At 50.4% G+C, this 25,908-nt stretch carries 28 protein-coding genes and 1 other annotated feature; of the genes, 3 read left to right on the forward strand and 25 right to left on the reverse strand.

The features are described 5' to 3' along the window. Positions 1-12: 12 nt before the first annotated feature. From EDM52_RS01885 to EDM52_RS01910, 6 genes are all read right to left on the reverse strand, one after another. Positions 13-2,106, reverse strand: a complete 2,094-nt coding sequence (locus tag EDM52_RS01885; protein ID WP_122907361.1) for a SpoIID/LytB domain-containing protein — start codon at positions 2,104-2,106, stop codon at positions 13-15. A 180-nt stretch (positions 2,107-2,286) separates the two neighbouring features. Beyond that, a complete protein-coding gene (locus tag EDM52_RS01890) occupies positions 2,287-2,505 on the reverse strand; it encodes a DUF2905 domain-containing protein (RefSeq protein WP_122907321.1) in 219 nt (72 codons plus the stop codon). Beyond that, positions 2,502-3,500, reverse strand: a complete 999-nt coding sequence (gene ruvB, locus EDM52_RS01895; protein ID WP_122907322.1) for a Holliday junction branch migration DNA helicase RuvB — start codon at positions 3,498-3,500, stop codon at positions 2,502-2,504. The genes EDM52_RS01890 and ruvB overlap by 4 nt, the downstream gene beginning before the upstream one ends. Before the next feature lie 4 nt (positions 3,501-3,504). Continuing rightward, on the reverse strand, positions 3,505-4,122 hold the full coding sequence (gene ruvA / locus EDM52_RS01900; protein WP_122907323.1) for a Holliday junction branch migration protein RuvA: 618 nt from the start codon (positions 4,120-4,122) through the stop codon (positions 3,505-3,507). Further along, on the reverse strand, positions 4,119-4,619 hold the full coding sequence (gene ruvC / locus EDM52_RS01905) for a crossover junction endodeoxyribonuclease RuvC (RefSeq protein WP_122907324.1): 501 nt from the start codon (positions 4,617-4,619) through the stop codon (positions 4,119-4,121). The genes ruvA and ruvC overlap by 4 nt, the downstream gene beginning before the upstream one ends. 170 nt (positions 4,620-4,789) lie before the next feature. Further along, positions 4,790-4,981, reverse strand: a complete 192-nt coding sequence (locus EDM52_RS01910) for a hypothetical protein (RefSeq protein WP_122907325.1) — start codon at positions 4,979-4,981, stop codon at positions 4,790-4,792. Positions 4,982-5,111: 130 nt separating this feature from the next. Between EDM52_RS01910 and EDM52_RS01915 the strand changes: the two genes are divergently transcribed. Continuing rightward, complete coding sequence (locus tag EDM52_RS01915; protein WP_122907326.1) at positions 5,112-5,969, forward strand: hypothetical protein; 858 nt, start codon at positions 5,112-5,114, stop codon at positions 5,967-5,969. A 59-nt stretch (positions 5,970-6,028) separates the two neighbouring features. Here EDM52_RS01915 and EDM52_RS01920 read toward each other — a convergent pair whose 3' ends face one another. After that, positions 6,029-6,607, reverse strand: a complete 579-nt coding sequence (locus EDM52_RS01920; RefSeq protein WP_122907327.1) for a BofC C-terminal domain-containing protein — start codon at positions 6,605-6,607, stop codon at positions 6,029-6,031. 188 nt (positions 6,608-6,795) lie between these two features. Here EDM52_RS01920 and EDM52_RS01925 point away from each other — a divergent pair, with 188 nt between their 5' ends. Beyond that, a complete protein-coding gene (locus EDM52_RS01925) occupies positions 6,796-8,784 on the forward strand; it encodes a bifunctional 2',3'-cyclic-nucleotide 2'-phosphodiesterase/3'-nucleotidase (RefSeq protein ID WP_122907328.1) in 1,989 nt (662 codons plus the stop codon). 50 nt (positions 8,785-8,834) lie between these two features. Here the strand turns inward: EDM52_RS01925 and EDM52_RS01930 are convergent, their stop codons facing one another. The 7 genes from EDM52_RS01930 to EDM52_RS01960 form a co-directional block, all read right to left on the reverse strand. Next, on the reverse strand, positions 8,835-9,866 hold the full coding sequence (locus EDM52_RS01930; RefSeq protein WP_122907329.1) for a phosphotransferase: 1,032 nt from the start codon (positions 9,864-9,866) through the stop codon (positions 8,835-8,837). Between the two features lie 11 nt (positions 9,867-9,877). Further along, positions 9,878-11,476 carry a SafA/ExsA family spore coat assembly protein gene (safA, locus tag EDM52_RS01935; RefSeq protein WP_122907330.1) on the reverse strand — a complete coding sequence of 533 codons (1,599 nt, stop codon included), beginning with the start codon at positions 11,474-11,476 and terminating at the stop codon, positions 9,878-9,880. 109 nt (positions 11,477-11,585) lie between these two features. Then, a complete protein-coding gene (gene pheA / locus EDM52_RS01940) occupies positions 11,586-12,449 on the reverse strand; it encodes a prephenate dehydratase (RefSeq protein ID WP_122907331.1) in 864 nt (287 codons plus the stop codon). A 41-nt stretch (positions 12,450-12,490) separates the two neighbouring features. Then, positions 12,491-13,411, reverse strand: coding sequence for a homoserine kinase (gene thrB / locus EDM52_RS01945; RefSeq protein ID WP_122907332.1), 921 nt, complete (start codon positions 13,409-13,411; stop codon positions 12,491-12,493). Then, entirely contained in the window at positions 13,408-14,490 is a 1,083-nt protein-coding gene (thrC, locus tag EDM52_RS01950) for a threonine synthase (protein WP_122907333.1), read from the reverse strand. The genes thrB and thrC overlap by 4 nt, the downstream gene beginning before the upstream one ends. Further along, the gene (locus EDM52_RS01955) at positions 14,490-15,791 is read right to left on the reverse strand and encodes a homoserine dehydrogenase (RefSeq protein WP_122907334.1); all 1,302 of its coding nucleotides are present in this window, start codon (positions 15,789-15,791) and stop codon (positions 14,490-14,492) included. The genes thrC and EDM52_RS01955 overlap by 1 nt, the downstream gene beginning before the upstream one ends. Positions 15,792-15,812: 21 nt before the next feature. Beyond that, positions 15,813-16,256: an ACT domain-containing protein gene (locus tag EDM52_RS01960; protein ID WP_122907335.1), complete on the reverse strand. Its 444-nt coding sequence runs from the start codon at positions 16,254-16,256 to the stop codon at positions 15,813-15,815. Positions 16,257-16,445: 189 nt separating this feature from the next. Here EDM52_RS01960 and EDM52_RS24445 point away from each other — a divergent pair, with 189 nt between their 5' ends. Continuing rightward, on the forward strand, positions 16,446-16,598 hold the full coding sequence (locus tag EDM52_RS24445) for a hypothetical protein (RefSeq protein WP_183184749.1): 153 nt from the start codon (positions 16,446-16,448) through the stop codon (positions 16,596-16,598). Positions 16,599-16,660: 62 nt separating this feature from the next. Here the strand turns inward: EDM52_RS24445 and EDM52_RS01965 are convergent, their stop codons facing one another. The 11 genes from EDM52_RS01965 to EDM52_RS02015 form a co-directional block, all read right to left on the reverse strand. Continuing rightward, positions 16,661-17,839, reverse strand: a complete 1,179-nt coding sequence (locus tag EDM52_RS01965; protein WP_122907336.1) for an NAD(P)/FAD-dependent oxidoreductase — start codon at positions 17,837-17,839, stop codon at positions 16,661-16,663. A gap of 44 nt (positions 17,840-17,883) precedes the next feature. Further along, positions 17,884-18,333, reverse strand: a complete 450-nt coding sequence (locus tag EDM52_RS01970) for a helical membrane plugin domain-containing protein (protein WP_122907337.1) — start codon at positions 18,331-18,333, stop codon at positions 17,884-17,886. A gap of 340 nt (positions 18,334-18,673) precedes the next feature. Beyond that, positions 18,674-19,309 (reverse strand): PilZ domain-containing protein, encoded by a 636-nt coding sequence (locus tag EDM52_RS01975; RefSeq protein ID WP_245996427.1) that lies wholly within the window; start codon positions 19,307-19,309, stop codon positions 18,674-18,676. Positions 19,310-19,347: 38 nt separating this feature from the next. Then, positions 19,348-20,625, reverse strand: a complete 1,278-nt coding sequence (gene obgE, locus EDM52_RS01980; RefSeq protein ID WP_122907339.1) for a GTPase ObgE — start codon at positions 20,623-20,625, stop codon at positions 19,348-19,350. A 17-nt stretch (positions 20,626-20,642) separates the two neighbouring features. Continuing rightward, complete coding sequence (locus tag EDM52_RS01985) at positions 20,643-21,275, reverse strand: Spo0B C-terminal domain-containing protein (protein ID WP_245996428.1); 633 nt, start codon at positions 21,273-21,275, stop codon at positions 20,643-20,645. A gap of 58 nt (positions 21,276-21,333) precedes the next feature. Beyond that, positions 21,334-21,633 carry a 50S ribosomal protein L27 gene (gene rpmA / locus EDM52_RS01990; RefSeq protein WP_122907341.1) on the reverse strand — a complete coding sequence of 100 codons (300 nt, stop codon included), beginning with the start codon at positions 21,631-21,633 and terminating at the stop codon, positions 21,334-21,336. Position 21,634: 1 nt separating this feature from the next. Further along, complete coding sequence (locus EDM52_RS01995) at positions 21,635-21,988, reverse strand: ribosomal-processing cysteine protease Prp (RefSeq protein ID WP_122907342.1); 354 nt, start codon at positions 21,986-21,988, stop codon at positions 21,635-21,637. Positions 21,989-22,003: 15 nt separating this feature from the next. Continuing rightward, positions 22,004-22,315: a 50S ribosomal protein L21 gene (gene rplU, locus EDM52_RS02000; protein WP_122907343.1), complete on the reverse strand. Its 312-nt coding sequence runs from the start codon at positions 22,313-22,315 to the stop codon at positions 22,004-22,006. Positions 22,316-22,325: 10 nt separating this feature from the next. Beyond that, positions 22,326-22,403, reverse strand: a sequence feature (ribosomal protein L21 leader region). A gap of 52 nt (positions 22,404-22,455) precedes the next feature. Continuing rightward, positions 22,456-23,931 carry an Rne/Rng family ribonuclease gene (locus EDM52_RS02005; RefSeq protein WP_122907344.1) on the reverse strand — a complete coding sequence of 492 codons (1,476 nt, stop codon included), beginning with the start codon at positions 23,929-23,931 and terminating at the stop codon, positions 22,456-22,458. A 107-nt stretch (positions 23,932-24,038) separates the two neighbouring features. After that, on the reverse strand, positions 24,039-24,878 hold the full coding sequence (locus EDM52_RS02010) for a M50 family metallopeptidase (RefSeq protein WP_122907345.1): 840 nt from the start codon (positions 24,876-24,878) through the stop codon (positions 24,039-24,041). After that, positions 24,871-25,647, reverse strand: a complete 777-nt coding sequence (locus tag EDM52_RS02015) for a M23 family metallopeptidase (protein WP_122907346.1) — start codon at positions 25,645-25,647, stop codon at positions 24,871-24,873. The genes EDM52_RS02010 and EDM52_RS02015 overlap by 8 nt, the downstream gene beginning before the upstream one ends. Between the last annotated feature and the right edge of the window lie 261 nt (positions 25,648-25,908).

The following is a 25,908-nucleotide window of genomic DNA, read 5'->3' on the forward strand; positions in this document are numbered from 1 at the left end:
CTTTATTCCAGATCATGGGCGCTCGATCGCCACATCTTGATAGTAGTGTTGCAGAATTTCTTCGTAGTCATACCCACTTTCTGCCATAGCCTTGGCTCCGTACTGGGAAACGCCAAGACCGTGACCAAAGCCGGTTCCTCGGAACAGATAGAGCGGTGATTTACTGACTGTTCGCCATTCTCCATTGCCCGTATAAAGCAGGAACTGGTCATTATAGCCATTTGCCGATTGGGAGTAATAGTCATTCACACCCACGGCCTGGACATTGCCTGCTCCAGCCTGGTATCGCACCTGCTTGCCATTGGCGCCGAGAATGACGATGCTCCCCATCTGTTCCACATCGAATTTGGTGCTGCGCAGCGTGCTTCCTCCTTGCTGGAAGATAGAACGATGGGAGTCAGGTGAAGAGACGACAATGGTCTGCCCGTTGGCCTCCATCTCGATCACACGTCCCGACGGCCCTCTCTCCGTCACTTCTAAGGACTGAATCGCCCCAGGTATACGCGGAGCCTTGTTTTTATCCTGGCTCGTATTGATCATTCCAGCAACTTCTTCTGCGGTATAAGGACCTCTCGTCCAGGAGTAAGCATTTTCCTCGGCTTCTTCTGCCAGAATCGTGATCGCAGCGCCGTAGGGAAGCGTGGACAGCACGCGGTGAAAGGCTGTACTTGGGCCAGAGCGCAAATTCGTATTGTCCGTTGAAACAATCGCTTCTCTAAGCCCCATCTCGTTGGTAAAGCCGGTTTCCTGCACCAGGTCACTCCGCACATAACCCAGCTTTCCATCGGCAAGCGACACCTGATACCAACGGTTTGCTTGCACCATTGGGCCATAATCCTCGCTCTCCACAGGTCTCAGATAGGGAACCGAATTCCCCCAAACCTCACGTCCATCTGCCGTCATGCCACCCGCGTTGGAGTAGTACAAGGATTCCACTACTTTTCCACGGTAGGTAATGACTTCACCCTTGGTATCGTCAACTGCCTCCCGAATGTCTGCTGATTCTTTTCCATAGCCGTAATAAGCTTGCTCATATACGGTGTCTGACAGATTCGCGATACCGTACTTGTTGCCTAAGCTTACTGCTCTGGTTCGAGCCAGGACTGCCTGGGCCTTCAACGCCTCCAAAGGCCAGCCTGGTGCCATCTCGGAGCCCACAACTCCATATAGGTACTCCTCCATTGACAATTCGTTGACCAAAGTCAGAAAGCCTTTGTAGGAGGACAGCTCCATTTTGCCGCGATACGTACGCTGGTCACGTTCAACAACCCCCAACACCTCCACCCCGCGAGATCGCTTGGGCTCGGCAATCAGTTTGGATGTTGGAGAAAAGACGAGCTTGCTGATCGTGTCTCGAGCAGATCCGTACGCATCCTGTTTGAAAATAACGTAAGAAGAGGCATTTGCTTGCTGATAGGAAAAGCCGGGAATATCTGAAGAAACTTTTCTTTTCAGAGCTTGCAGGGCTTCGTTGCTCACCTCGTCCCCCACCCAGAGGGAATATTCTTCTCTTCCTCCGTCTTGAATGAGGACCGGATAGGCAGCGTAACCCGCATCCTCAAAGGTTTGCTTCCAATTCTCTGCCTCACGCAAGCTGCGGTATTTTCCCGCCTCCAATCGCAGAGGTCCTTTTATGACAGGCCTTTGCCCCGTCGCCTGGGCCACAGTTTGGGCTTGATTAGAAGCCGCCTGATAGGTACCAAAAGTACCGCTGACCACCTGATAGGTCGGCTGACCATTTCGATTCACCTTTTGAATGGTCCCTTCGTATTTGCGCTGGCTCAATTGCTGAGCCACTCGCTGCGCATGATTCCAATCCGCTGTCTCCGTAACGATCAAATGAAGTTGATCCAGCCGAAAGCGTACCGCATCCCCATCCATATCCGGCAGCTTCTCGCTTCCCTCCTGGCTGGAGATGGTCACATCCATTCCGCTTTCAGAGGTCAGCGTTATTGAAGGAACTACTCCCCTGTAGCCTGTTCCCGCATCAACGAACAGCGCTACACGTATATCTTTACTCTTTGCTTCCACAGGCATCTGTCCACCGAGAAGCATGGTTGTGATCAGGCCAGCGGTAAGGACTTTCCCCATCCACTTCTTCCACATGTCGTCCCTCGTCCTTCCTTTCACCTGGTTTCGTCGAAATTTGGCGTTAACTACCAAGTTTTTCGACATGCGGAGGTGTTTTCCTGCCCTCCATTGGTGATTTTCAAGGGACGCTGAGGGTTCTTCCAAATAAAAAAACCATTGAGTGCTCCCAATGGTTTTTTCTGTAAATGCGATTGCCTATTTGAACAGTCTAAACAGATACATGCCAAGTGACAGGACAATGCTAATGACAATACAGGTGACAATCGGAAAATAGAACCTTACGTTCTCCTTTTCTACCACGATGTCCCCTGGCAGACGACCCAGCGGTAAAAAACGCCCTCCCACTTGCCAAAGCAAACCAATCACGATCAGAACGGCACCGCCGATAATCAAAAGCTTGGCTATCGGATTCATGCTTTCATCTCCCGACCAAAGTGTTGATACGCGCTTGGCGTCAGAATACGTCCACGCGGCGTGCGCTGCATAAAGCCGATCTGCATCAGATAAGGCTCGCACACATCCTCAATCGTCTGAGATTCTTCCCCAATGGTAGCCGCGATGGTGTCCAGCCCGACCGGCCCTCCGTCAAAACGTTCCATAATCGCCAATAACAGCTTGTGATCGATATGATCCAGCCCACACGCATCTACCTGTAGTCTTTCCAAAGCTTCCTTTGCGATTTCCGTCGTGATGACACCTTCTCCTCTCACCTGCGCAAAATCGCGCACACGCTTGAGCAGGCGATTGGAAACACGCGGGGTTCCTCTGGATCTTTTGGCGATTTCCTCAGATCCCCCTTCGCGAATTTCCACCTGCAGGATATCTGCCGCACGCGACACGATAAAGGAAAGCTCCGGCACCGTATAAAACTCCAATCGATTGACGACGCCAAATCGATCTCGAAGCGGTGCAGACAGCATCCCTGCCCGGGTCGTTGCCCCCACCAGCGTAAAAGGCGGCAAATCCAGTCGGACACTGCGTGCACTCGGCCCCTTGCCAATGATGATGTCCAGCGCAAAATCCTCCATCGCTGGATAGAGTACTTCTTCTACACTGCGGTTGAGCCTGTGAATCTCATCGATAAACAGAACGTCCCCTTCTTGCAGATTGGTCAGGATGGCTGCCAGATCTCCTGGCCTTTCGATAGCTGGTCCCGACGTGGTGCGGATGTTGGCGCCCATTTCGTTGGCGATGATTTGCGACAGCGTGGTTTTTCCCAGTCCTGGTGGCCCGTACAACAGCACGTGATCCAACGACTCTTTGCGCATTTTGGCCGCTTCAATAAAGATCTTCAGGTTTTCCTTTACCTGCTGCTGACCGATATACTCATTTAGATAACGCGGACGAAGGCTCAGCTCCGCCGCATCCTCTTCCCAGTTCATATGCGTCGTAATGATCCGCTCATCCATGATTCTACCCCCTCATGAGCAAAGCCAGCCCTTGCTTGATGAGCGACTCTACGCCATCGCCACCCTTTGCTTTTTCAGATAGCGCGTTTCTTATTTTTTGCAGCTCTGTGTCTGAATAGCCGAGAGAAGTCAGCGCATCGAGCGCTTCGTTCAGTGCCGACACTGCCTTTTCCCCTTGCGCCAGCTCTCCAGCTGCAACGTCTAAGAACGCGGAAGGTGTATAGCCTACTAACTTGTCCTTCAGATCCAAGATCATGCGCTGTGCCGTCTTTTTGCCGATACCCGGAAACTTCGTTAAATAGGTGACGTTTTCTTGTTGAACTGCCATGACGATTTGCTCTGGGGTCGCTGCCGCTAGGATGGCCAGTGCGCCTTTTGGACCAATCCCGGTGACGTCAAGCAGCTTGCGAAACAAGTCACGTTCGTCACGGCTGGCAAAGCCGTAGAGCAGGATAGCGTCTTCCCGAACATGATGATGGGTATGAAGCCGAGTCCTGCTCCCTTCGAAACGAACAAATTGATAAGGATTGGGACAGAAGATCCGATAACCAATCCCGTTTGCCTCCACCACTATGTATTCTGAATCCAGATAGCACAACGTGCCTTCTACGAAATCAATCATCGGCGAACCCCTTCCGAAATCGAAATGAAAGCGCGGAATTGTGCATGGGTAATGGCAATTCCCAATGCGTCCGCTACATCGTCAGGCTTTGGCACTTCCTTGAGCCGAAGCAAGAGCTTGGTCATTTCCTGTATCTGTTTTTTCTCTGCTCCACCGTAGCCGGTCACTGCTTGCTTGACTTGCATGGGGGTATATTCATAGACAGGCACTCCCGCCATCTCGGAGGCAAGCAAAATGACACCTCTCGCCTGGCCGACTGTAAAAGCTGTCGTCACATTTTTATTAAAGAATAGCTTTTCCACAGACACTTCATCCGGACGGTACGTCTCGAGCAGACTTTGCATCGCCTCGAAGATCTGTTTCAGTCGAAGCGGCACAGGCAATCCTGCCTCCGTCTGGATACTGCCATATTGCACGGGGCGAAGCTGGCTTCCCTCTTTATCCACCACGCCAAAGCCGACAATGGCAATCCCCGGGTCAATTCCTAAAATACGCATAGCCCACTCTCCAACGTGCAAAAGATGCAAAGATTCTTTATCTACTGTATCACAAAGCACTGCAAAAGCGAACGTGTATTTCCATAAGATATCCACGGGTCTCCACATCCAGGATGTAGGAGGAAAAAGAAAACCCCGCTCCTCGTAAAGAGCGGGTTGTACGGCGTCACCTAGTGTTTGTTCATTCCAAGCTGATCAGCCTCATCATGCAGCATGTGTGCATAATCGTCCACATTGTCTCGCATCTCATCGCGAATCAGGTTGATTCGGCGATAATCAAGCTTGTTGTGACCTTGGTTGAGCTGGACGTACAAACGCTGGTGGAACTGGTCCTTGTAGCTTCCTCTCGGCATTGAACCCATGCGAAAAGTACCCTCCTTAGACCGCCGTATGAAATCAGTATGGCGTAACCCGCATTCGCTTATGTTGGCAAGATTTGCAGCTATTCGCCTACTATAATCAGCGCAGACTACGGAGTGGAGGTGATGCCCGTTGCGTATCGTGGCACGAGTACTTCTCTTGCTCTGTATGTTTCTTTGGGTGTTGCCGGTTGCACCCATCGCGAAGGCTAACTCGGTACTGGATGTCACCATCACCATTTTCGTATCGCCCCAGTCTTCCTTTTTATCGAGGATCACTTTTCATGCGGACAAGACTTTTACAAAGCAGGTTTTACGCGCCAGGCCTGTGAAGACTGCCTTTCATCCACACTGGATTCGCGCCTCAATGACCATGCACCATCGTACTTATCTATACGATCATGATGGACGGTTGTTTGATGCCGAGCGAAAAACCATGCTCATCATCCCGGATCAGGTCAAGCACCAGATCGAGCAGTACGTTCAAATCGTAGAACAAGCTCACTTTGGAAATCCCCTGTCGTGGGAACAGGTAAAGAAATCGTTTCAGCGGATGGGCTTTGCAAAGTCATCGACCTCGAAACCGGTCAGCGGTTTCATTAGGGCAGGCAGTCGCCATGCCGATGTTCAGCCCCTGACCCGCAACGATACGATGATCCTGAAAGCATCCGGCCACCTGCCGCAGACCCTGGCACGAGCGGAGCCTGAAGAACTCGTCGGATATTTTCTTACCTCACTGAACGAGCATGATGAGCACACGCTTCGGATGACGACTTCTGGTGAAGCGTCTCTGCCCGAAGCTCTCCTCTACGTGAAATCGATCAAGCGTCCGAAGGAAATCGCGCCTGCTGCGGCAGAAGGCCTTTCTTTCGTCGCCATTTCAGTTCCTGTTGATTACGTAGCGCAATCCGGTCGAGATAAATCAGGTCATTGGCTCTTTCTCCTGCACCGTCGGGCACCTTGGGAACGTTGGCAAATCGTTCATGTCTGAAATGGAATAACCCTGTATCAACACAAACCAAAAAGGCTGTCCAGCCTGGGCAGCCCTTTTTATTCTTCTTCACTTAGCTGAAATTCTCCATACGTAGACAAAACGCTGTTGTATTCCGCCAGATCTCGGATGCGAATACCTCGCTTCAGATTGTCGACCTCTTCCTTCGATAAGCTTGCCTCCATTTTTGCCGTGTTGATTCGATAGAAGGCTTGGACCACTTCTTGCTCCTTGGGAAGACCGTGGAACAAAGTCAGCATTCCGTCTTCATTGATCCCAAAGTGACCGTTTTCCTTGCATGCGGGCGACAGATCATGCTCCCGTTTTAACAGGATCAATTTTGACGCATCAGCCGAAACGATTTCCCAGCCCTTGTAATCAACCATTACATCCGGCAGCCGATCCAAAGAGACGGGTTTATGTTCCTCATCCCTTACTCCACACAAATACGTGCGTGTGAGGACCAATCCGTACGATTTACTCATGGCTATGGCGGATTTGTCCGCCTGACCTGACAGCAGCTGCGCGATCCCTGTTGTTTTATTTGTACCAGGTTGCACCATAAGGACAATACCCACGATTAACCCTGTGACCAAAGCGGCGGCCCAGGACGCATATACCATCCATTTTCTCTTCATATGACGATGAACCCCTTCACTAGACATTTTTCCTAGTTTTGCCAGCGAAAAGGGCTTACATACCTATTTTCCATTCAAAATTCTCATATTTACGACAAATCAATAATGAAAATCTACCAATCTTGGATTTCTGATGGTAAACTATTTTTGAATGAAATATTTGTTAATTTGGAGGTATTCAAAAAGAAATGAAGAAGCCAAGCAGAAAATCACTGGCAAGCTTTTTGCTCAGTACGACGTTGGTTGTCAGCGCTCTCGCCTTTCCTCTCACTCCGGTAAGTGCAGAAACGAGCTCTACCCTCAAACTCCGTCTGTTGCAAACAACAGATATCCACACCAACATCGTCAACTACGATTACTATCAAGATAAAGCAACCGATGAGTTTGGTCTGGCAAAAACGGCTACATTGATCAAGAAAGCTCGTGAGGAAGCAAAAAACAGCGTTTTGATCGATAACGGCGACCTGATCCAAGGGAACCCGCTCGGCGATTATGTAGCAAAGATTGACCCGTTGAAAGACGGAGAAGTCCACCCTGTCTACAAAGCCATGAACCTGCTTGGCTACGACGCTGGGAACATCGGTAACCACGAGTTCAACTTCGGTCTGGAGCATCTGGAGCGCAGTCTGGCTGGTGCAGAATTCCCGTACGTCAACTCCAATGTGTACATTGACGACAAGGACGGCAATCCCGACAACGACAAAAACAAGTATACGCCTTATTTGATTCTCGACCGTACCTTTAAAGACGAGAGCGGCAAAGATGTTCAACTGAAGGTCGGCGTGATCGGCTTCGTACCTCCAAAAATCATGCAATGGGACAAAGCGAATCTGGAAGGCCACGTCATTGCCAAAGATATGGTGGAGACAGCCAAGAAGTTTGTTCCTGAGATGAAGGAAAAGGGTGCTGACATCATCATCGCTGTTCCTCACTCCGGTATCGGCCCAGTAGAATCTGGTCTGGATAACGAAAACGCTACTTACCAATTGAGTAAAGTGGAAGGCATTGACGCGCTCTTGTTCGGCCATTCCCACTCTGTATTCCCAGGACCTGGCTACGAGGGAATCGAAGGTGTCGACGGCGAAAAAGGTACGATCAACGGAAAGCCTGCTGTTATGCCTGGCTACTGGGGTAACCACCTGGGTGTCATTGACTTGACGCTGAAGCAAGAAAACGGCAAATGGACTGTAGCAGAATCTGCAACTTCCAATCTGCCGATCTACGATAAAGCCAACAAAGCTTCTCTTGCAGATGCCGACCAATCCCTGGTTGATGCTGTGAAGGAAGATCACGATCATACGGTTGAATGGGTACGCTCCGCAGTAGGTACCACCACTTCTCCAATCTACAGCTTCTTTGCACTGGTACAGGACGATCCATCTATCCAGATCGTGACCAACGCACAAAAATGGTATGTAGAAAACAATATCAAAGGTACCGAGTATGATGGAATTCCTGTCCTCTCTGCCGGTGCACCATTCAAAGCAGGCGGTCGTAATGGTTCCAGCTATTACACCAACATCCCTGCTGGTACCATTGCCATCAAAAACGTATCCGACCTGTACATCTACCCCAATACTGTCAATGCTGTATTGGTAAAAGGTTCTGATGTAAAAGAGTGGCTCGAGCGCTCTGCTGGTCAGTTCAACCAAATTGATGCGAGTAAAACCGAGGAACAACCTTTGATCAACGAAGCGTTCCCTACTTACAACTACGACGTGATCGACGGTGTAACGTATCAAATCGACGTTACCCAGCCTTCCCGTTATGCAATCGATGGCAAACTGGCTAACGCTGACTCTCATCGTATTCAAAACCTGAGCTTCAACGGCAAACCAATCAATCCAGAGGACAAGTTCATCGTCGTGACCAATAACTACCGTGCAAGCGGCGGCGGCAGCTTCCCTGGCCTGGATGGTTCCAACATCATCATCAACTCTCCGGATGAAAATCGCCAAGTAGTGATCAATTACATTCTGAGTGAAAAAACCATCAATCCGGCTGCTGACGAAAACTGGTCTTTTGCGCCGATCACAGGCAATGTAAACCTGACATTCACTACTTCGCCTGATGCAAAACCATTCGCTGACAAAATGCCAAACCTGAAATTCATCGCTGCACAGGAAGATGGCTTTGCAAAATACTCCATCGATCTTTCCAAGCCAGCCTCCAAATAAGCAAAACACAAAAGAAGCTGATGGCCGATGCCGTCAGCTTCTTTCTTTCATCATCCAACAAAGTGATAGTTCCCCCAGGGAGATCGCTGCAGGATCTTGTCACCCGCTTCCAGGAACATGCTGCGCTGATGCTGGAGCTTTCCTTCCAGTTGCACCAGCTGTTGAACACCGCGCATATGATAACCCGGCCGATTATTATACAGACCCGTAATCTCGCGAAGCACATTATCCGGATAACGCAGCAGCTGATGAACCATCCAGATTTGCGTGTCACTGAGGTAGTTGATCTTGCTGTAGGCCTCGATTGCTTCCACAAATGATTGAAGTCGATACTCCTGCATCAAGAGCATCCTTGACATGAGCTGAACCAAATCCACGATTTGCAAATCATGTCCGACCGTATCCAGATCAATCAGGTAACAGTTTCCCTTGTTTGTTAAGAGAAAGTTGTGGCTGGCTACGTCACGATGGGCTAATGTTCCTCGCTCCATCGCCATGAACATTTCTGGTGTAAGCGGCAGCTTGTAGGCGTTATGCAAAAGCTCCTGACCTTCACGAATAACATGCTCAGCCATCTGCTGAATAATCTGTTCGATTCGGTTTTGCGGACCGTTCTGATCGATCGTCCAGGTAATGCGCTCAAAGTGCTCCAGCCGACTTTCCCATTTATCGAGCATGGCTGGTGTTCCCTCATATGCGTAGGATCTGTGTGGCACCGGAAAACCTTGCGCGGCGAGGTGGAAGCGAGCAAGCGTCTCTGCTGTTTTCTTGACATCATACAGGGAGGAATTATCAGCTTCCTGTCCGTCGATCATTTTCATAATAGTGAAAAAGCGATCACCATATGGAAATATGGCAGAACCCCCAGTATCCGATACATATTGAACCGTATGGAGGAAACCTTTCTCTCTCAATGCTTGCGCTAATTCTGTTACCCATCGAGCTTTTTCTTGATCCTTGTATCCCTTGATGATCCAGTAGCCCCGGTCCGTTTTGAGCAGATTGACGTTTCGCTTTGGCTTTACCCCCAATACTTGACAGCGAAACGCCTTTTCAAGAGAAGGTATCAGTCCTTTGTTCATAGCCGAATCAACTAATAGGAAGAAGATTCATCATGACCGTCTCCCCAGTTTGGCCATATCACCTGGTCGGACTTGTCGGTGATGGCTGATGTCGGAGAGGACGTCGTCATGCTTGCAGGATGATACTGATACGAACCGCGGCCTTTTCGGGAACGTCTGGATGACTTGCGCTTCCACTCAGGACTGTCAGGGGAACACTCACATGATGAGGATGAAGAATCATAATCGGGTCTTACCTTGCCATGCGGCATACGGTGAGAAGGTGGACAATAAGGCATCATATTTGGCATCATATTTGGCATCATATTTGGCATCACGCTTGGTCCGATTGGGTACATCGGTCTTCTCGAAGAGCCACAAGGCGGGCAGGGTGCCGGACGGTGGTGAGGCATCATCGGCATGAATGGTCTCATCGGCTGCCAGGGCATCATCGGCCGTTGCCAAGGACTCAATTGAGGCGGAGGCATCATGGGCATGAACGGTATCATGGGTTGCAAAGGTGCCATCGGTTGCTGGTATGGACTGAGCAGGTTTGGTGGCCGATTCGGCTGCAGGGGACTCACCTGACTCGGTGGTCGATTCGGCTGCAGGGGACTCACCTGACTCGGTGGCCGATTCGGCTGCAGTGGACTCACCTGACTCGGTGGCCGATTGGGCTGCAGGGGACTCACCTGACTCGGTGGGCGATTTGGCTGCAGTGGACTCACCTGACTCGGTGGCCGATTCGGCTGCAGGGGACTCACCTGACTCGGTGGCCGATTCGGCTGCAGTGGACTCACCTGACTCGGTGGCCGATTCGGCTGCAGTGGGCTCACTTGACCCGGTGACTGATTCGGTTGAATTGGACTGATCTGAGTGGGACGTACTGGTGGCTTGATTGGGCTTAATTTGGTTGGCGGCAGTGTCGGCAGAACTTGTGGACTGACAGTAGGCTTTAGAGTCGGTGCTACTGTAGGACGAATGGTTGGTGCCACTGTAGGTCGAATGTTGGGCTGCATGGTTGGTTGCAGCGGGCGTACTTGCATCGGCGGTACGGGTGGCATCATCGGTTGATTCAAGTTTGGTGTCATGTAGGGCGAGATATTGGGGCGCATTGGTGGAGGCGCCATGGGTCGAGCAGGTGGCGTGATCATTTGTGGAGACAGGGTTGGGACGGGCCGTTCTACTGCCGGACGCTCTACATGAGGAGGGAGAGCAGGCCGCATTTCCATTTCGGACTTGAGCTTTGACTTCGGCTTTTCCTCTACTTCTGGCTCGATCTCTTCTTCAATCTCTTCCTCTTCCTCCATCTGGATTTCCTGCTCCGGTTCCGGCTCTACCTCTTCTTCTTCCATCTCAATCGGTCTTCTTTCAATTTCGAAGGGGACTTCCGGCTCTTCTTTTGGTATGGGTCTTTCCTTAACTCGTGTTGATTCACCTGATTGCTGGGGGTTGGTTCTTCTCGGGCGAACAGGAACACCCTTGGCCGGGATTTTTACCCTCGCCCCAGGGTATAGGGTATCGGGAGTTTTAATTTGACTATTCAAGCGTAGTAATTCTTTGAAATCGACGCCGTATCTCTTGGCGATTTTCCACATGGTATCGCCTTTTTGTACTACATGAATTCTCACTGTTTCTCCTCCCTTGCGGAAACTCCCTACCATCGTATGCACACATGGGCGTTTTGCTCCTGATAAGCCTATCTTTGTTGGAGAGCCGGAAAAAGAAAAAACCAACTCATTAGGAGTTGGTCTGATGCAAATAAAAAGGATATGTCCCTAGCTGTCGCACCTGACAGCCGATCGCCTCGATTTCGGCAAAAGCGCCAGGGAGCAAGATTTCATCCATTTTTTGTTCGATATCAATCACAAAGTAATAGCTACCCAGGGCTTTTTTCGTCGGGCGTGATTCGATTCGAGAAAGGTTGATTTTCCGCCAAGCAAAGGCGGCCAGTACCTGATACAGCGCACCTGGAAAATCTTCAGGCAACGTAACCAGAATAGTCGTTTTTTCACGTTCGGACGCAGGCATATCCAGTGGCTCACGACCTACGAGAACAAATCGGGTATAGTTGTTGGAAAAATCCTGAATCTGCTCCTGAGCAAATTGCAACGGGTATAGCTCAACATTCAATCCTGTGCCGATGGCTGCCCACGGCTCATCAGGATGTTCGCTGACTGTTTGTGCTGCTAATGCTGTGCTGTTCACATACTCGATAGACGCCTGCGGCAAATTCTCACGAAGGAAGTTGTGGCTTTGCGCGATCGCTTGAGGATGCGACAAGACGCGTGTAATATCTGACAGCGGCAAGGGATTGTCCCTCTTTGCCACTAACAGATTTTGCGTGATCGGCAGCGCCAGTTCACCCAAAATCGGCAGGTCTACCTCGTGAATCAGCCAATCCATCGTCATATTGACGGTGCCTTCAATCGAATTTTCCATCGGGACGACACCATACTCGACTTCATGGCGGTTAACAGCATTTAAAATCTCAATAATATTAGGGTAAGGCACTGGCTTCAGCGCCTGCCCATTCGCAAAGGCACGTGCAGCTTGTTCCGTAAAAGTGCCGTGAGGTCCGAGAAAGGCAAGTTTCTTCTCCATGACGTTTCTCCTATCCAGTTGAGCTTTTGTCAGCTCTCTATCTATTGGATTTCTACCTGTACGCCATGATCGTCCGGCTCTAACACCATCATTCGGTACGAAATGCCGTGGCCTTTCATTACCCTGTCTACAAACGACTGAAGCTGCTCACGCTCCGAATCCGATGCTGTGAGACATAGAATGGTTGGTCCTGCTCCACTCAAAGCGGCACCCACCGCTCCATTGCGCGTCGCTGCTTCCAGGATTTCCTTCAGGCCGGGCACAAGCTCTGCACGGTATGGCTGATGCAGCCGATCCCCCATCGCTTGTCCCAACAGGTCCAGCCTGCCCTGTGCCAATGCGGCCACCAGCAAGCTGCTATGACCAACATTATATATGACATCCTGCTTGCTGTACACCTGCGGCAAAACGTTCCTTGCCTTTTCTGTCGACAGGGCAAAATCCGGGATGACAACCAAGGCTTTCAGTCCCTCTGGCGGTGCCAGTGTGATATACGGGATTTGTTCGCCTTCTGCCTCTGGCATTGTTGCCACGATGATTCCGCCAAAGAGGGAGGCTCCTACGTTATCGGGATGTCCCTCTTTTTTTACTGCCATCTCAAAAAGCTGATCGCGGGTAAATGGTTCACCAGCCAGGTGATTGGCTGCAACCAACGCACCAACGATCGCAGCCGCACTGCTCCCCAGTCCGCGCGTCAGCGGCGCATCACTGGATGCCCGGATAAACAGTTCCGGCGCAGCAAGCCCGGCCTTTTCAAACAAATCAACGGCGATTTCATACAGCAGGTTGCTTTTGTCTGTAGGCGTTCCCTGCAATTCTTTCCCTACGATCTCAATTTCAGTCTGATCACTCAAACGCATCTCAACAACCGAATACAATTTCAAAGCCATGCCGAGCGCGTCAAATCCAGGCCCCAGGTTAGCCGTGCTAGCTGGGATGGTTACGCGTACGAGCTTACTCATGACGACACTTCTTTCTCGTGTTGACGTACAAGGTTCATGACCGCTTCGCGTGTCGCAGGAACTGAACGCGGTTCTTCCCCAACCAGCTTCAACGCGATATTCGGATCCTTCAAGCCGTTTCCGGTCAAGACGCATGCCACCTTCGCGCCCGCTGGAAGCTTGCCTGCCTTGTGCAGTTTGAGAATCCCTGCCAACGATGCAGCAGAAGCAGGCTCACAGAACACGCCTTCACTCTTCGCTAGCAACTGATACGCTTCCAGAATTTCTTCGTCCGTAACGCTATCTACAAGACCATTTGACTCGCTGATTGCGTTTAATGCTCCATCTTTGCTTGCTGGATTACCGATGCGAATGGCAGTAGCGATCGTTTCCGGATTTGGTACTGGCTTTCCATGAACCAAAGGAGCAGCTCCTGCCGCTTGGAATCCGTACATCTTCGGCAGGCTGTTCGGTTTGCCAGCGGCGTGGTATTCCTTGAAGCCTTTCCAGTACGCCGTGATGTTACCTGCGTTTCCAACCGGAATCGCCAGAATGTCCGGAGCGTCACCAAGCGCATCCACGACTTCAAATGCTGCCGTCTTCTGTCCTTCAATCCGGTATGGATTGACAGAGTTGACGAGTGTAATCGGCTCTTCTGCCGTGATATCGCGGACGATATTCAGCGCCTCGTCGAAGTTGCCATCGATCGCAATGACTTCAGCCCCGTAAGCAATCGCTTGGGCCAATTTCCCCAATGCGATGTTGCCACTTGGAATCAGGACGATACAACGCAGGCCACAACGCGCCGCATAGGCTGCTGCTGCTGCCGAGGTATTGCCCGTCGAAGCGCACATAATCGTCGTGCTGCCTTCCTCTACCGCTTTGGCAACAGCCATCACCATGCCGCGGTCTTTAAAGGAGCCTGTCGGGTTCAGCCCTTCGTATTTGACATGCAGTTCAATTCCCAATTGTTTGGAGAGATTGGCGGCATGAATGAGAGGTGTAGTTCCCTCATGCAAGGTAACGAGCGGTGTCTTGTCTGTTACTGGGAGAAATTCCCGGTAACGTGCGATGATGCCGGATTGACGGTCTGAACTCATTATTGGTCTCCACCTTCCACACGGTAGCAGCTTTTCACTTCCGTGATGATCTCCATTTGTTCCATATCTTTTCTCACGCTGTCCATGTCACTCTTCGAAGAGAGATGGGTAATCATGATGATCTCTGCTTGTGAACCGTTATTGTACGGCTGTTGAATGACCTGCTCCAGGGAGATATTTTTATCAGCCAGCATTTGCGTGATTTTTGCCAGAACTCCACGCTTGTCGGCAACGACGATTCGCAGGAAATACTTGGACAGCTTCTGGCTGTCGTCCTTGAGAATCTTTTCTTTATAGGGAGCGACCATGCCGCGTCCGTTTACACCCAGACTCATGTTTTTCACAACTGTAACGAGGTCAGAGACGACCGCTGTTGCAGTCGGTAGCTCTCCTGCGCCGGGTCCGTAGAACATGGTCTCGCCTACTGCTTCTCCATGTACGTATACGGCATTGAATACGCCGTTGACAGAAGCAAGCGGATGCGATTTGGGTACCATCGTCGGCTGTACGCTTACCTCGACAGCCTCACCGTCGCGACGGGCAAGACCCAAAAGCTTCACTTCATAGCCCAATTGTTTACCATAGGCGATATCTTCCTTGCTCACAGAGCTGATTCCCTTTACATCCACGTCTTCCAGCTTCATGGGAACACGGAAGCCCAGCGTTGCCAGAATTGCCATTTTCCGAGCGGCATCAAAGCCTTCTACGTCAGAGGTTGGATTCGCTTCTGCATAACCCAATGCTTGCGCCTCTTTCAGAACATCCGCGTATTCAGCGCCTTCTTGACTCATTTTGGTCAAGATGTAGTTGGTTGTGCCGTTGACGATTCCCATCATTTTCGTGATGCGGTCCGAGGAGAAGCCTTCTACCAGAGCACGCAGGATCGGAATGCCGCCTGCCACACTGGCTTCATAGAACACGTCACAGCCTTTTTCCTGAGCCTTGCTCAAAATTTCTGCTCCATGCAGCGCCATCAGGTCCTTGTTGGCGGTCACTACATGCTTGCCGTGCTCCAGTGCTCCTAAAATGTACTCTTTCGCTGGCGAGATGCCACCGATGACTTCCACAATCACATCTATATCCGGGTTTTCCAGCAACTCTGCCGGATCTGTCGTAAGCATATTCTCCATGGATCTGATGCTCCGTGCTTTTTCAGCATCCTGCACCAAAATTTTCTTGATTTCAATCCCCAGTCCGGTCTGTTTCTGCAAGTCTTCTTGATGAGCGGAAATAATGCGAACGACTCCCGTACCTACTGTACCAAAACCCATCAAGCCTACTCTTACAACACGCTTCTCCATCTCTCTTCCTCCTATCCAGATCTACCCTCGTCCGACGATCATGGCTTTTCGAACACCAGGTATTTGTTGTAGCCCATCCAAAAACTCCGTGCTGGATACTCGCATATGCGCCATATCGACGGACATGGAGACAGCGGCGATTCCCTGAAGCGGAATCGTTTGATTGATCGTAAGGACGTTTCCCCCTTGATCCGCAACGTACGTCAGGACCTTGGACAAGTACCCCGACATGTGATCCAGCGAAAAGGTAATCGTCATGATCTTTTCGCTCATCATGGCATTGAAAGGAAAAATGCCGTCCTTGTACTTGTAAAAGGCACTCCGACTAAGCCCAACGCGATCCACTGCCTCATTTACTGTATCCACTTCACCGGATTCCAGCATTTTTTTGGCTTCAATCGTCTTGGTTATCGACTCGGGCAGAATGTCAGATCGAATCAAATAAAACTTTTCTTCCCGTTTCACTCGTTGTGTCCTCCTGAGAAAAACAGTTGTTTCTTCATAGAGGACATTATAACGGATCGTCTCCCTTGTGACAATCCTTACAGCTACATTTTTTCATGTTGGGCTAATTCGGTTCACTCTTGCTTACATGACAGCTGGTGCGTACGAGCACAATAGAAAACGAATCGTTCGTTAGGAGGTGAGAAAGAAATGGCAGGACGTGGAAAATCCGACAAGTCTGAGCGCCGGAATAATCATCCCGCTGCAAAACCGAGCAGTCTGGATCAATTCGGGGATGAGATGAAAGGCAAAAAAATGGCTCAGTCGCCAAATGTCGTGGAAGATCCAAGCGGCAATGGATAGTGGGCAGACTGCATACAGAAAACCCGGGATCATTCTCCCGGGTTTTCCGTTATCGTATCGAATTAGTAAGCTACAGCGAAAAGACCGTTGATATGAGCAAGATAGCGAACGTTACTCGCTTCTTTCATCAACGAAGCCGGTGTGCCCTTCAGCTTGATTTGGCTCGCACCGATGGTTCCGATCGCATCTTTGCGCCCCAAGCTACCGAGGGTACCCGAGAATACAGGAGAGAAGCTGTTCATCTTGGAGCCTTTGAAGTGAGCGAAGAGATTGTGTCCAACCACTTCACCCATTTGCCATGCCAGCTGAGCGGTTGGCGGGAACGGACGTCCCTCAGGTCCCATGACAACCGCGCTGTCACCAGCCAGGAATACTTCCGGATGGGATGTAGATTGAAGGAATTCTGTCACAGTAGCACGACCGCGATTCACTTCCAAACCGCTGTTGGCCACTACGGAGTTTCCTTGAACGCCACCTGTCCACACCATGGTTGTGGTTTCGATGCTACTGCCGTCTTTCAGGAAAACAGTCGTTTCCTTCATCTCTGTAACCGCTACGCCAGTCAGGAATTGAACACCGCGTTTCTCCAAACTTGTCTTCGCGCGTTCAACCAGCTCCGGAGCAAATCCAGCCAGGATGGAAGGACCAGCTTCTACACAGTAGAGGCTGATGTCGCTAAATTCAACGCCATTTTTTTCGCACAGACCTGGGAGCATGTCCGCAAATTCACCAACAAGCTCAATTCCAGTCAATCCGCCGCCACCGACAACAAAGGTAGCGTCCGCTTTGTTTTTGCTTTGGCTGTAAGCCACGATGCGCTCTTCCACATGGGCGCGCAGTTTGTTTGCTTCATCAACCGATTTGAGAGTAAAGCTGTATTCTTGCAGACCAGGAATTCCGAAGAATGCTGTCTCGCTACCAAGTGCGACAACCAGTGCATCGTATTTGAGGGACTCGCCGCCGGCCAACGTCACGCGGGAGTTGTCCAGGACAATATTTTCTACGTTATCCACGATCAGATTGATATCTTTGCCGCGGAGCAGCTTTTCCAAAGGCAGGGCTACTGCTTTCTCAGACAGGTTGCCTGCTGCCAAGCGATGCAATTCCGTAATGATTTGGTGCGATGGAAAACGGTTTACCACCGTAATCGTTGCTTCTTCAGCCGTCATATATTTACGTGCGGTCAATGCGCTGAGCAAACCGCCATAACCGCCGCCTAAAATTACTATATGCTTCGCCATTGCTCAATCCTCCGTCCGTCTGTCGGTCGTAATGTGGTTACGTACTACTTTTGTTGTTGCTGCTGTTGGCGCTCTGCCGAGATTTCCAAAAATGCTTGTGCAAAACGCAACGTTTTTTGCACTTGCGGATCTTTCAACATTTTCAGCAAACCAAACAGCCCTACTGTAGTCGTCTCTACCTGGGAACGGTCATTTGCTTCGATTGCTGCTTGCGCAATACCTTTTGCCTTGTCTTGAATCGGTTTGACGAACTCTTCCATGCCGCCCTTCAAATCGTCGATCAGGACGCGGTCATTTGCAACCGTTTGCACCAGATCATACGTTTTGGTCAGGACTGTCGTCATTTCCGCCAGCTTGGGCAAGTTTTCTACCAAAACGGTCAGTGATTGTTGGATTTCCGGCTTCATCAATTGGTCAAGCACATCTGTTTGCTGAGGCGTCATCGTAGCCGTGCTGGCTACTTCTGCAGCAGCTTGTTGAGTGGTTTGAGACATAGGAAAACGTCCTCCTTTGCGTTGGAATAGAGGTTGATTTCTCGAGATGCCTGTTCACGTGAGCGCAAGCCGACATTCTCCCATTATTCGTTGCAGCTTATTTTCTGTGAAAAACGTCCCCTCTGATCGGGGGATTGAAACATCTCGACGTTTTTCAAGTGGATTTGAACGCAAGCAGTCAAACACTTTGTCCCCCGAAGAAAGGGGGAAACGGTCATGACCGTTTTGTTCTTTTTTTCACAAAGGTGCACATAAAAAACGGGTCAGGCTCGATTTTTAACTCTCTATGCCTATACTATATACCTTATTCACCAGAACTTCAAAGGGAAAAACCGCTCCATTAAGAGGAAGCGGTCTCCAAGAGCTTTTTATAGTAATTTTTGATGAGCAAATGATTATTCTCATGGATGTCAGTAAAAATCATTTCTACGACAGCCTGAGAATCAGAGAAGCTCTTTTCTACGACCTTCGCCATGCCCACAACCTCTTGCTTGGTGTGCGGGACTGTGAAGGAAAGATTGATAAAATCTCCCTTGGCTACGTAACCATCTGTCCCCATGATGAGCCGGGTCGGAGAGAATTTCAGGAGGACACCCTCCCCTTTTTCCTCAGACGGTCTGGCACCCATGACCTTGTAAGGGACCTGAATAATATAATCAGGGGCGATCGGGTCTTGCTTGGCCTTGGCTGTCACTTCCACACTAACGCTAAGCGGGATCATGCCGAGAAGGACGATCGGCCATACGATCTGCTCCTGCACGACCTCAAAGTCAACGGTTTGAACGCTCGCTTCTGTTTCCCAGCGAACTCTCACATGCGAACCAAGCAGTTGCAGATTCTCTTTCTCATTGGACTCACAGGAGACAACGAGGTAGCCGGCTTTGACATGTTCCACCATGATCGGAATCGGTGACTTTACCTGTTTGGAGACGAGCATCTGCAAAACGCCGCCGCGCTGGAGTCGTTTATCTGTCAAAAAAGGATGTAAGGATGGAACATCTGCCATAGTCACGCTCACTCCACAAAATCAAACTCTAGTTTCCCGATGCGGACGGTGTCCCCATCTTTTGCTCCCTGTTTTCGCAACGCATTGTCTACACCCATGCTGCGCATGATCTTCGCGAATCGCTGTGCTGCGTCGTAGCTGTTCAGGTTTGTCATGCGTACCAGCTTTTCAATCTTCTCACCGCTGACGACAAAGACTTCATTTTCCCTGCTGATTTCAAACGCGTCCGGTTCTTTTTCAGCGCGGAATACCACACGCTCTTCGACCTCAACGACTTCCTCCACAGCCGGTTTTTCTGGCATGGTCGCCAGCATATCACCGATTGCGTACATCAATTCCTGCACACCTTGTCTGGTAGCGGCTGAAATCTCGAAGACCTGAACATCAGGAAGCTGCTCCTTGAAGCGCTTCAGATTTTCCTGCGCTTCCGGGACGTCCATCTTGTTCGCAACAACAATTTGCGGGCGGTCTTCCAGCTTCAGGTTGTACAGCTTGAGTTCACGGTTGATCTGCAGGTAATCCTCGTAAGGATCGCGTCCATCCACGCCTGCCATGTCGATAACATGCACAATCAGGCGCGTACGCTCTACGTGGCGCAGGAATTGATGCCCCAATCCGACTCCCTCATGAGCACCTTCAATCAAACCCGGCAGGTCTGCCATGACAAAGCTTTGCTCACCCAAGTCCACGACTCCGAGATTGGGGGTCAGGGTGGTAAAATGGTATGCTGCTATCTTCGGCTTGGCTGCCGTTACACTGGAGAGAAGGGTTGATTTTCCCACACTTGGGTATCCGACCAGCCCGACGTCCGCAATCAGCTTCAGTTCCATTCTGATATAGCGTTCCTGTCCTGGTTCACCATTTTCCGAGATGTGTGGAGCCGGATTGGATGGATTGACAAAGCGCGTGTTTCCGCGACCACCACGACCGCCTTTAGAAATGACTGCACGCTGTCCATGTTCAATCAGATCGGCAATCACTTCTTGGGTATCGTCGTCAATCACGGTCGTTCCAGGCGGTACACGCACCAGCAAATCTTCCGCACCAGCTCCGTGTTGATTCTTGTTACGACCATGCTCTCCTCGCGGTGCCTTGAAGTGCTTTTGGTAACGAAAATCAACCAGAGTGCGCAGCCCTTCGTCCACGACAAACACAACATCCCCGCCGCGTCCACCATCACCACCAGCTGGACCACCTAGTGGTACGTACTTCTCTCGGCGAAAGGAGACGGCTCCGTTTCCACCGTCCCCTCCTTTTACATAAATCTTGACTTGATCGACAAACATGGTGTCACCTCTTTCGTTTACGAGAATGGAACAATCAATTCCAAGATCCATTCTTCTTCCGTATGTATCCACTCGGTGACTTCCACCGCACTTTGTTCGCTTTTACGTACCAGTTTTTCCAGTTCGTCCAATCCGGATGCAGTCAATTCACCGGCCAGATCAAATCGAAAATGAACGCCAGACTCACCCGTAAACAGACTAACCTGCATACTCGCTGGCTCGTATCCATCCTGGGCTACATGTTCGTTCACAGTGCATAATATCTCTGACACCATCTGAAACAAGGACTGCTCGTCCAGCACAATGTGCGATAGATTCACCTTTTCACACACATCTACATCTAACAGCATTTCCTTGTTCAGTGCATTAAATGTCAAGAAGAAGACGGACAACAGAGAGTTACCCAGACGGGCAATCATGCTTTCTTGCATCGCCATCTCCGCGATGCGTTTCAAATGTGCTTCTCCCTGTTCAGTACGGTTCAAATGCAAATAGCCGAGCAGAACCTGAACGTGGTTCAACCAGTCGTGTCGCTGCCTATTCAGTACTGTCAGCAGTTCGTCAGTCTGTTGCGTGATCAGTCGCCGCTCGTCACCCATTACATTCACCCAAGTCGATAAGAATTTAATCTGTTCCTTATTGTACCACAAAAGGAAGCAGGCAAAAAGAAAACCCAGCAGCTATGCCGGGTTTTTTCTCTGTATCAAATTAAGCTTCGGAAGCTACTGGCTCGATCACAACTTGTTTGCGATCACGGCCCAGACGTTTGAAGCGAACAACACCGTCAGCTACTGCGAACAACGTGTCGTCTCCACCCTTCATCACGTTAGCTCCAGGATAAATCTTCGTACCGCGTTGACGAACGAGGATGTTACCTGCTTTCACGAATTGACCATCGCCACGCTTCACACCGAGGCGTTTTGCAATGGAATCGCGACCGTTCTTTGTGGAACCTACCCCTTTTTTCGACGCGAAAAACTGTAGGTCTACAGGAAAACGAAAGTTCATGTCAGACACCTCCTTGCCATTTTGGATCTTGAATGGAAACATATCGTCCGTTCGTTTCAGCAATCATAAACAAAGAGACTACCATGCTCTCAGCTAAAAGCTGCTGCTTCTCGCTTACAAGCGGGTCTTGATGACACCCAACCTTCCAGTTGATGAATCCGCCTTCTTTATCTGCAAACTGAACATCCGGATTTGAGCCGAGCAACAGATCTACTGAATTAATCAATCCGAGGCTAATCGCAGAAACCGCGGCACAGACGATATCTGAGCCATGTTTTCCCGCATTAGCATGTCCAGAAATCGTAATTTCTTCGATCCCGTTTTGCTCGTTTCGCTTTACATTTACGGTTACCATCTCATTTACCAAAGATTAAGCGTTGATCTTTTCGATCACAACTTTGGTGAACGGTTGACGATGACCTTGCTTGCGACGGTAGTTTTTCTTGGACTTGTATTTATACACGATGATTTTGCGCTCTTTACCGTGTTTTTCTACTTTGCCTGTAACAGTTGCTCCTGCTACTGTAGGAGTACCTGCTGTTACTTTACCGTCTTTGCTTACGAAGAGAACCTTGTCAAAAGTAACGGCTTCTCCTTCGTTGTCAGCCAATTTCTCGATGAAGAGAACAGAACCCTCTTCAACTTTGTATTGCTTTCCACCGGTTTCGATAATTGCGTACACTGTGTGCACCTCCTATACTCAGACTCGCCTGTACAGGTGCGCCGCGAACGACGTCTTGTCTACCTGCTTCGTGCGGTTACAGTATGCACGAGGCATATCTGTATGACAACCAATAGATTATCACAGTGACATTCATCCAGTCAAGTGATTTGCATCTGTCTGCGGTAGAGACGCTCCGCTTCCTGCTTGTCCCCAGCGTACAGGATTCGGTATTCATCGACGCACAGGGTAGATCTGTGCAGTTTGAACAGCTGGACGGGCCACTGTTTTCTTCCTGCGTTCGGATCGATATGATGATACAGTCGGGTCGGCAGCTCCACCAGTATGGCCGCTGCATCCTGAACCCTGGACAGCGCAGTCACCTCATCCCACAGCCGCTGCTCCATCTCTTCGCTCGACCAGACACTGCCGCGGCCGCCGCAGGTCTCGCATGCAATAGATATGCGTTCTGCCAGACTCGGACGAACTCTTTTGCGCGTCATTTCGACCAGTCCAAGCGCCGTCAAGCCCAGAACCGATGAAGGTACAGGGTCTTGTGAAAGAGCACGCTTCAGGGTCGTGAGCAGCCGCTCTTTGTTCGCCGGCTCCTTCATATCGATAAAATCAATGACGATAATCCCGCCAATCTCGCGCAACCGGAGCTGGATCGCGACCTGTCTGGCTGCCTCTAGGTTGATTTGGGTGACAGCCTGTTCTCGCTGCTGTCCTCCTTTTCCCGTGAAGGAGCCTGTGTTTACGTCGATCACTGTCATCGCTTCCGTCTTGTCAAAGACCAAAAATCCACCGCTAGGCAAAGCTACTTGCCTTTGCAAGGCCTGCTGCACCTGCGCTTCGATGCCAAGTCGGCTAATCAACGGTTCTTTCTCCTGGTACCAGCGAAGTTTGCTCTGCCACTCTGGCTCCCATACACCGAGCAGCTCTTTTACCTGCTGATAGGTGGCGGCATGCTCCACCCAGATCTCTTCCATTTCACTCGAAAAATGCTCGCGCAATGCTGTCTCCAGCCACTCCGAATCGAGACTGATCTGACCGACACGTGCCTGTTCATGCGCACGCCCAGCGATCTGCTGCCACCGCCTGCGCAGATATGCCAGCTCCTTCGCCAGACTGTGCTCGTCTGCATCGACCGCCTCTGTTCGAACAACCAAGCCTTCTGTATCGGTCAACAAAGGACGAAGAACGTCCTGCAGCTGCTGCCTGACGGACGCATTTGCGATCTTGCGGGAGACGGAGATTTCCTTTTCAAAAGGGAGAAACACCAGGTACCTTCCCTGAAGACTGATTTTTGTCGTCACTTTAGGTGCCTTCCATTCGCTGCCTTCCTTGATGATTTGCACCAAGAGCTTTTCTCCCTCGCGCACCTTTTCCTGGATCAAGGATTTTTCGTTCGGCAAGGCATCATCTACATACAGGTACGCGTTGCGATCAAGACCAATATCTATAAAAGCTGACTGGATACCAGGGCGCACATCACTGACGCGACCGAGAAAAATTTCGCCTGCCCATCCTTCTGCTGCCTCTGTGTTTGCCTGTGTGCGCCACTCTAGCAATCGCCCATCTTCCAAAAGCGCCACCCGCAATTGTTCGGCACTACCGCTTATCGCCAACTGCCGCATTTCTGCCACTCCCCACATGTATTCCGTTCACGCACGTCCAAAAAGCCGGACTCATAGGAAGTAATGCTATCACAGGCTGGGGGAAAAGAAAAGAAATGCCCGTCCACCTAGACGAGCTGACCTACTGATGTATCATGTTTTTGCTCAAAGAGCAGCGCGTGCAGGAGTTGTTCCTCTCCCAGCAGCCCCGTTCCTTGGACGTAAAACAGATGGGCAGACCCCCTGCGCAACTTGTGTGACACCTCCAAAACCGTTTCATCGGGTCTGACACTTAAAGCCTGAACGGCATATTCCTCTGCCGGCTGACGCACGTACTTTTCCATCAGAAACCGGAAGAACTGATAGGGGAAACGCAAGAATGCCTGGATATTGACTGCCAGCAAATAACTTCCGATCACCAATACATTGATTTTCATATCGATGATCGATAGCCCGAGCATGATTCCAGCCAGCAATGTACTCCCCAATATGGAAAGAATCGCTGCCCTGCGGTACGGCATCAGCCAACAGAGCAGAGCCTGGAGGATACGCCCGCCGTCCAAAGGCCATATCGGCAATAGGTTGAATGCGGCGATGGTGGCATTGCTTACGAGAAAAAACTGTGCCCAATCCTCCGTCCAGATTCCAGCAAACCAAAACAAATACGAGAGAGCCATCATGACGACATTTAAAAAAGGACCAGCCAATGCGATCACGATTTCGTCCAGCGGATCTGTGGCATAGGCATCTTCCATCGTCGCAACTCCTCCGAATGGAAGCAGTTGAACCTCTGTCACTTTCCAGCCAAGCTCTTTTGCCATCGCTACATGACCGAATTCATGAATCAACACGATCACAAACAGGGTGAACACCTCGAGAAAATGACCAGTCGCGACAGAGAGCCCGATCACTACCCAGAACAGCAGATGGATGCGAAATCGAAAGCCGAACCATCCCCCCTTACTCAAAGGGGATCACTTCCAGCGGATTGACAAATTCTTCATGAATCGCATAGCCCAGGTAGAGATGGCGAGACATATTGTTCACTGAACGGGCTGTTCCGACCACCTGCCCTGGCTGCAATACCTCGTCTTTCGTTACCCGGACACCATCCAGATTGCCAAACCACACTTCCCGTCCTTGCGTCAGGCGGACGACCACCGTTGTGCCATACCCCGGTTTTTCCCCTACAAACGCCACCCAGCCTGTTTCCCCAATCGTGACTTGATCGGAAATACCGGTGGTAAGCACGACCTTGGCACTCTCCGGTTCATATGATTTTGCTACCTTCCAATGTGCAGGCAGCTTCCAGACAGGTGCACTTCCTTCCGTACTCGCCGGCACTGCCGTTGTCTGTCCAGGTAGAGCAGGCAAGATGGTCGGAATCGAACCAAATTTGGCTTCATACCAGTCCGCTACCCCAGCAAAATTAAAATCACGCGTCATCACTTCACGTGCCGAATCCTTCCAGGCTAGTGGAATCAAGGTCGTCTGAAAGACAACATAGGCCATCCCTACCAAAAACAGGGACGCGAGAATTTGAATTCCCCATTTTTCGTTGACGGGACGCTGTTCATTCATCCGGTCTCGTCCCGAAAACGAAAACAGTTCCTCCTGCGTATCGATAGGATCTTTCCAATCATCTACAAAGGGTGCATAGCTATCACGAGGCTGCGTACGGATGCGCTCCATTCTTTCTCTGCGCCTCTCTTTAACTCGATCCACTTCATTAAACAAACGAATCCCCTCCGTAGACGTGCCATTTGTACCATCCTATGACTTGTCTACTCGCTTTATACGTAGCGACTGGGCAATCCGACAAGCTCTATCGAAGGCAATTCTTACACAATAAAAATACCTCTACCGAAGCCTATTCAAGGAGGAGCGTACGCGTTTTAGCGGAAGGTTTCATGGGTTCCAGAAAGTTTAAGCATGGACGCTTTTGCACGGTGAGGCAATTAAACTTTCTTACACAATTAAGAAAACCCAGAGCGAAGC

The organism is Brevibacillus invocatus, assembly GCF_003710915.1.
In the GTDB taxonomy this organism is placed as follows: Bacteria; Bacillota; Bacilli; order Brevibacillales; family Brevibacillaceae; genus Brevibacillus; species Brevibacillus invocatus.

Bases quoted from the DNA above. Each gene is read 5' to 3' on its own strand.
- ruvC (WP_122907324.1), bottom strand. From the start codon at position 4,619: ATGCGTATTTTAGGAATTGACCCGGGGATTGCCATTGTCGGCTTTGGC.
- thrB (WP_122907332.1), bottom strand. From the start codon at position 13,411: ATGAGTAAGCTCGTACGCGTAACCATCCCAGCTAGCACGGCTAACCTG.
- obgE (WP_122907339.1), bottom strand. From the start codon at position 20,625: ATGTTTGTCGATCAAGTCAAGATTTATGTAAAAGGAGGGGACGGTGGA.
- ruvA (WP_122907323.1), bottom strand. From the start codon at position 4,122: ATGATTGATTTCGTAGAAGGCACGTTGTGCTATCTGGATTCAGAATAC.
- EDM52_RS01910 (WP_122907325.1), bottom strand. From the start codon at position 4,981: ATGGGTTCAATGCCGAGAGGAAGCTACAAGGACCAGTTCCACCAGCGT.
- rpmA (WP_122907341.1), bottom strand. From the start codon at position 21,633: ATGAACTTTCGTTTTCCTGTAGACCTACAGTTTTTCGCGTCGAAAAAA.
- EDM52_RS01955 (WP_122907334.1), bottom strand. From the start codon at position 15,791: ATGGAGAAGCGTGTTGTAAGAGTAGGCTTGATGGGTTTTGGTACAGTA.
- ruvB (WP_122907322.1), bottom strand. From the start codon at position 3,500: ATGGATGAGCGGATCATTACGACGCATATGAACTGGGAAGAGGATGCG.
- EDM52_RS01930 (WP_122907329.1), bottom strand. From the start codon at position 9,866: ATGAACAAAGGACTGATACCTTCTCTTGAAAAGGCGTTTCGCTGTCAA.
- EDM52_RS01965 (WP_122907336.1), bottom strand. From the start codon at position 17,839: ATGGCGAAGCATATAGTAATTTTAGGCGGCGGTTATGGCGGTTTGCTC.
- EDM52_RS01885 (WP_122907361.1), bottom strand. From the start codon at position 2,106: ATGTGGAAGAAGTGGATGGGGAAAGTCCTTACCGCTGGCCTGATCACA.
- EDM52_RS01920 (WP_122907327.1), bottom strand. From the start codon at position 6,607: ATGAAGAGAAAATGGATGGTATATGCGTCCTGGGCCGCCGCTTTGGTC.
- EDM52_RS24445 (WP_183184749.1), top strand. From the start codon at position 16,446: ATGGCAGGACGTGGAAAATCCGACAAGTCTGAGCGCCGGAATAATCAT.
- EDM52_RS01925 (WP_122907328.1), top strand. From the start codon at position 6,796: ATGAAGAAGCCAAGCAGAAAATCACTGGCAAGCTTTTTGCTCAGTACG.
- EDM52_RS01995 (WP_122907342.1), bottom strand. From the start codon at position 21,988: ATGGTAACCGTAAATGTAAAGCGAAACGAGCAAAACGGGATCGAAGAA.
- EDM52_RS02005 (WP_122907344.1), bottom strand. From the start codon at position 23,931: ATGCGGCAGTTGGCGATAAGCGGTAGTGCCGAACAATTGCGGGTGGCG.
- EDM52_RS01890 (WP_122907321.1), bottom strand. From the start codon at position 2,505: ATGAATCCGATAGCCAAGCTTTTGATTATCGGCGGTGCCGTTCTGATC.
- pheA (WP_122907331.1), bottom strand. From the start codon at position 12,449: ATGGAGAAGAAACTTGCCTTTCTCGGACCTCACGGCACTTTTACGGAA.
- EDM52_RS01970 (WP_122907337.1), bottom strand. From the start codon at position 18,333: ATGTCTCAAACCACTCAACAAGCTGCTGCAGAAGTAGCCAGCACGGCT.
- thrC (WP_122907333.1), bottom strand. From the start codon at position 14,490: ATGAGTTCAGACCGTCAATCCGGCATCATCGCACGTTACCGGGAATTT.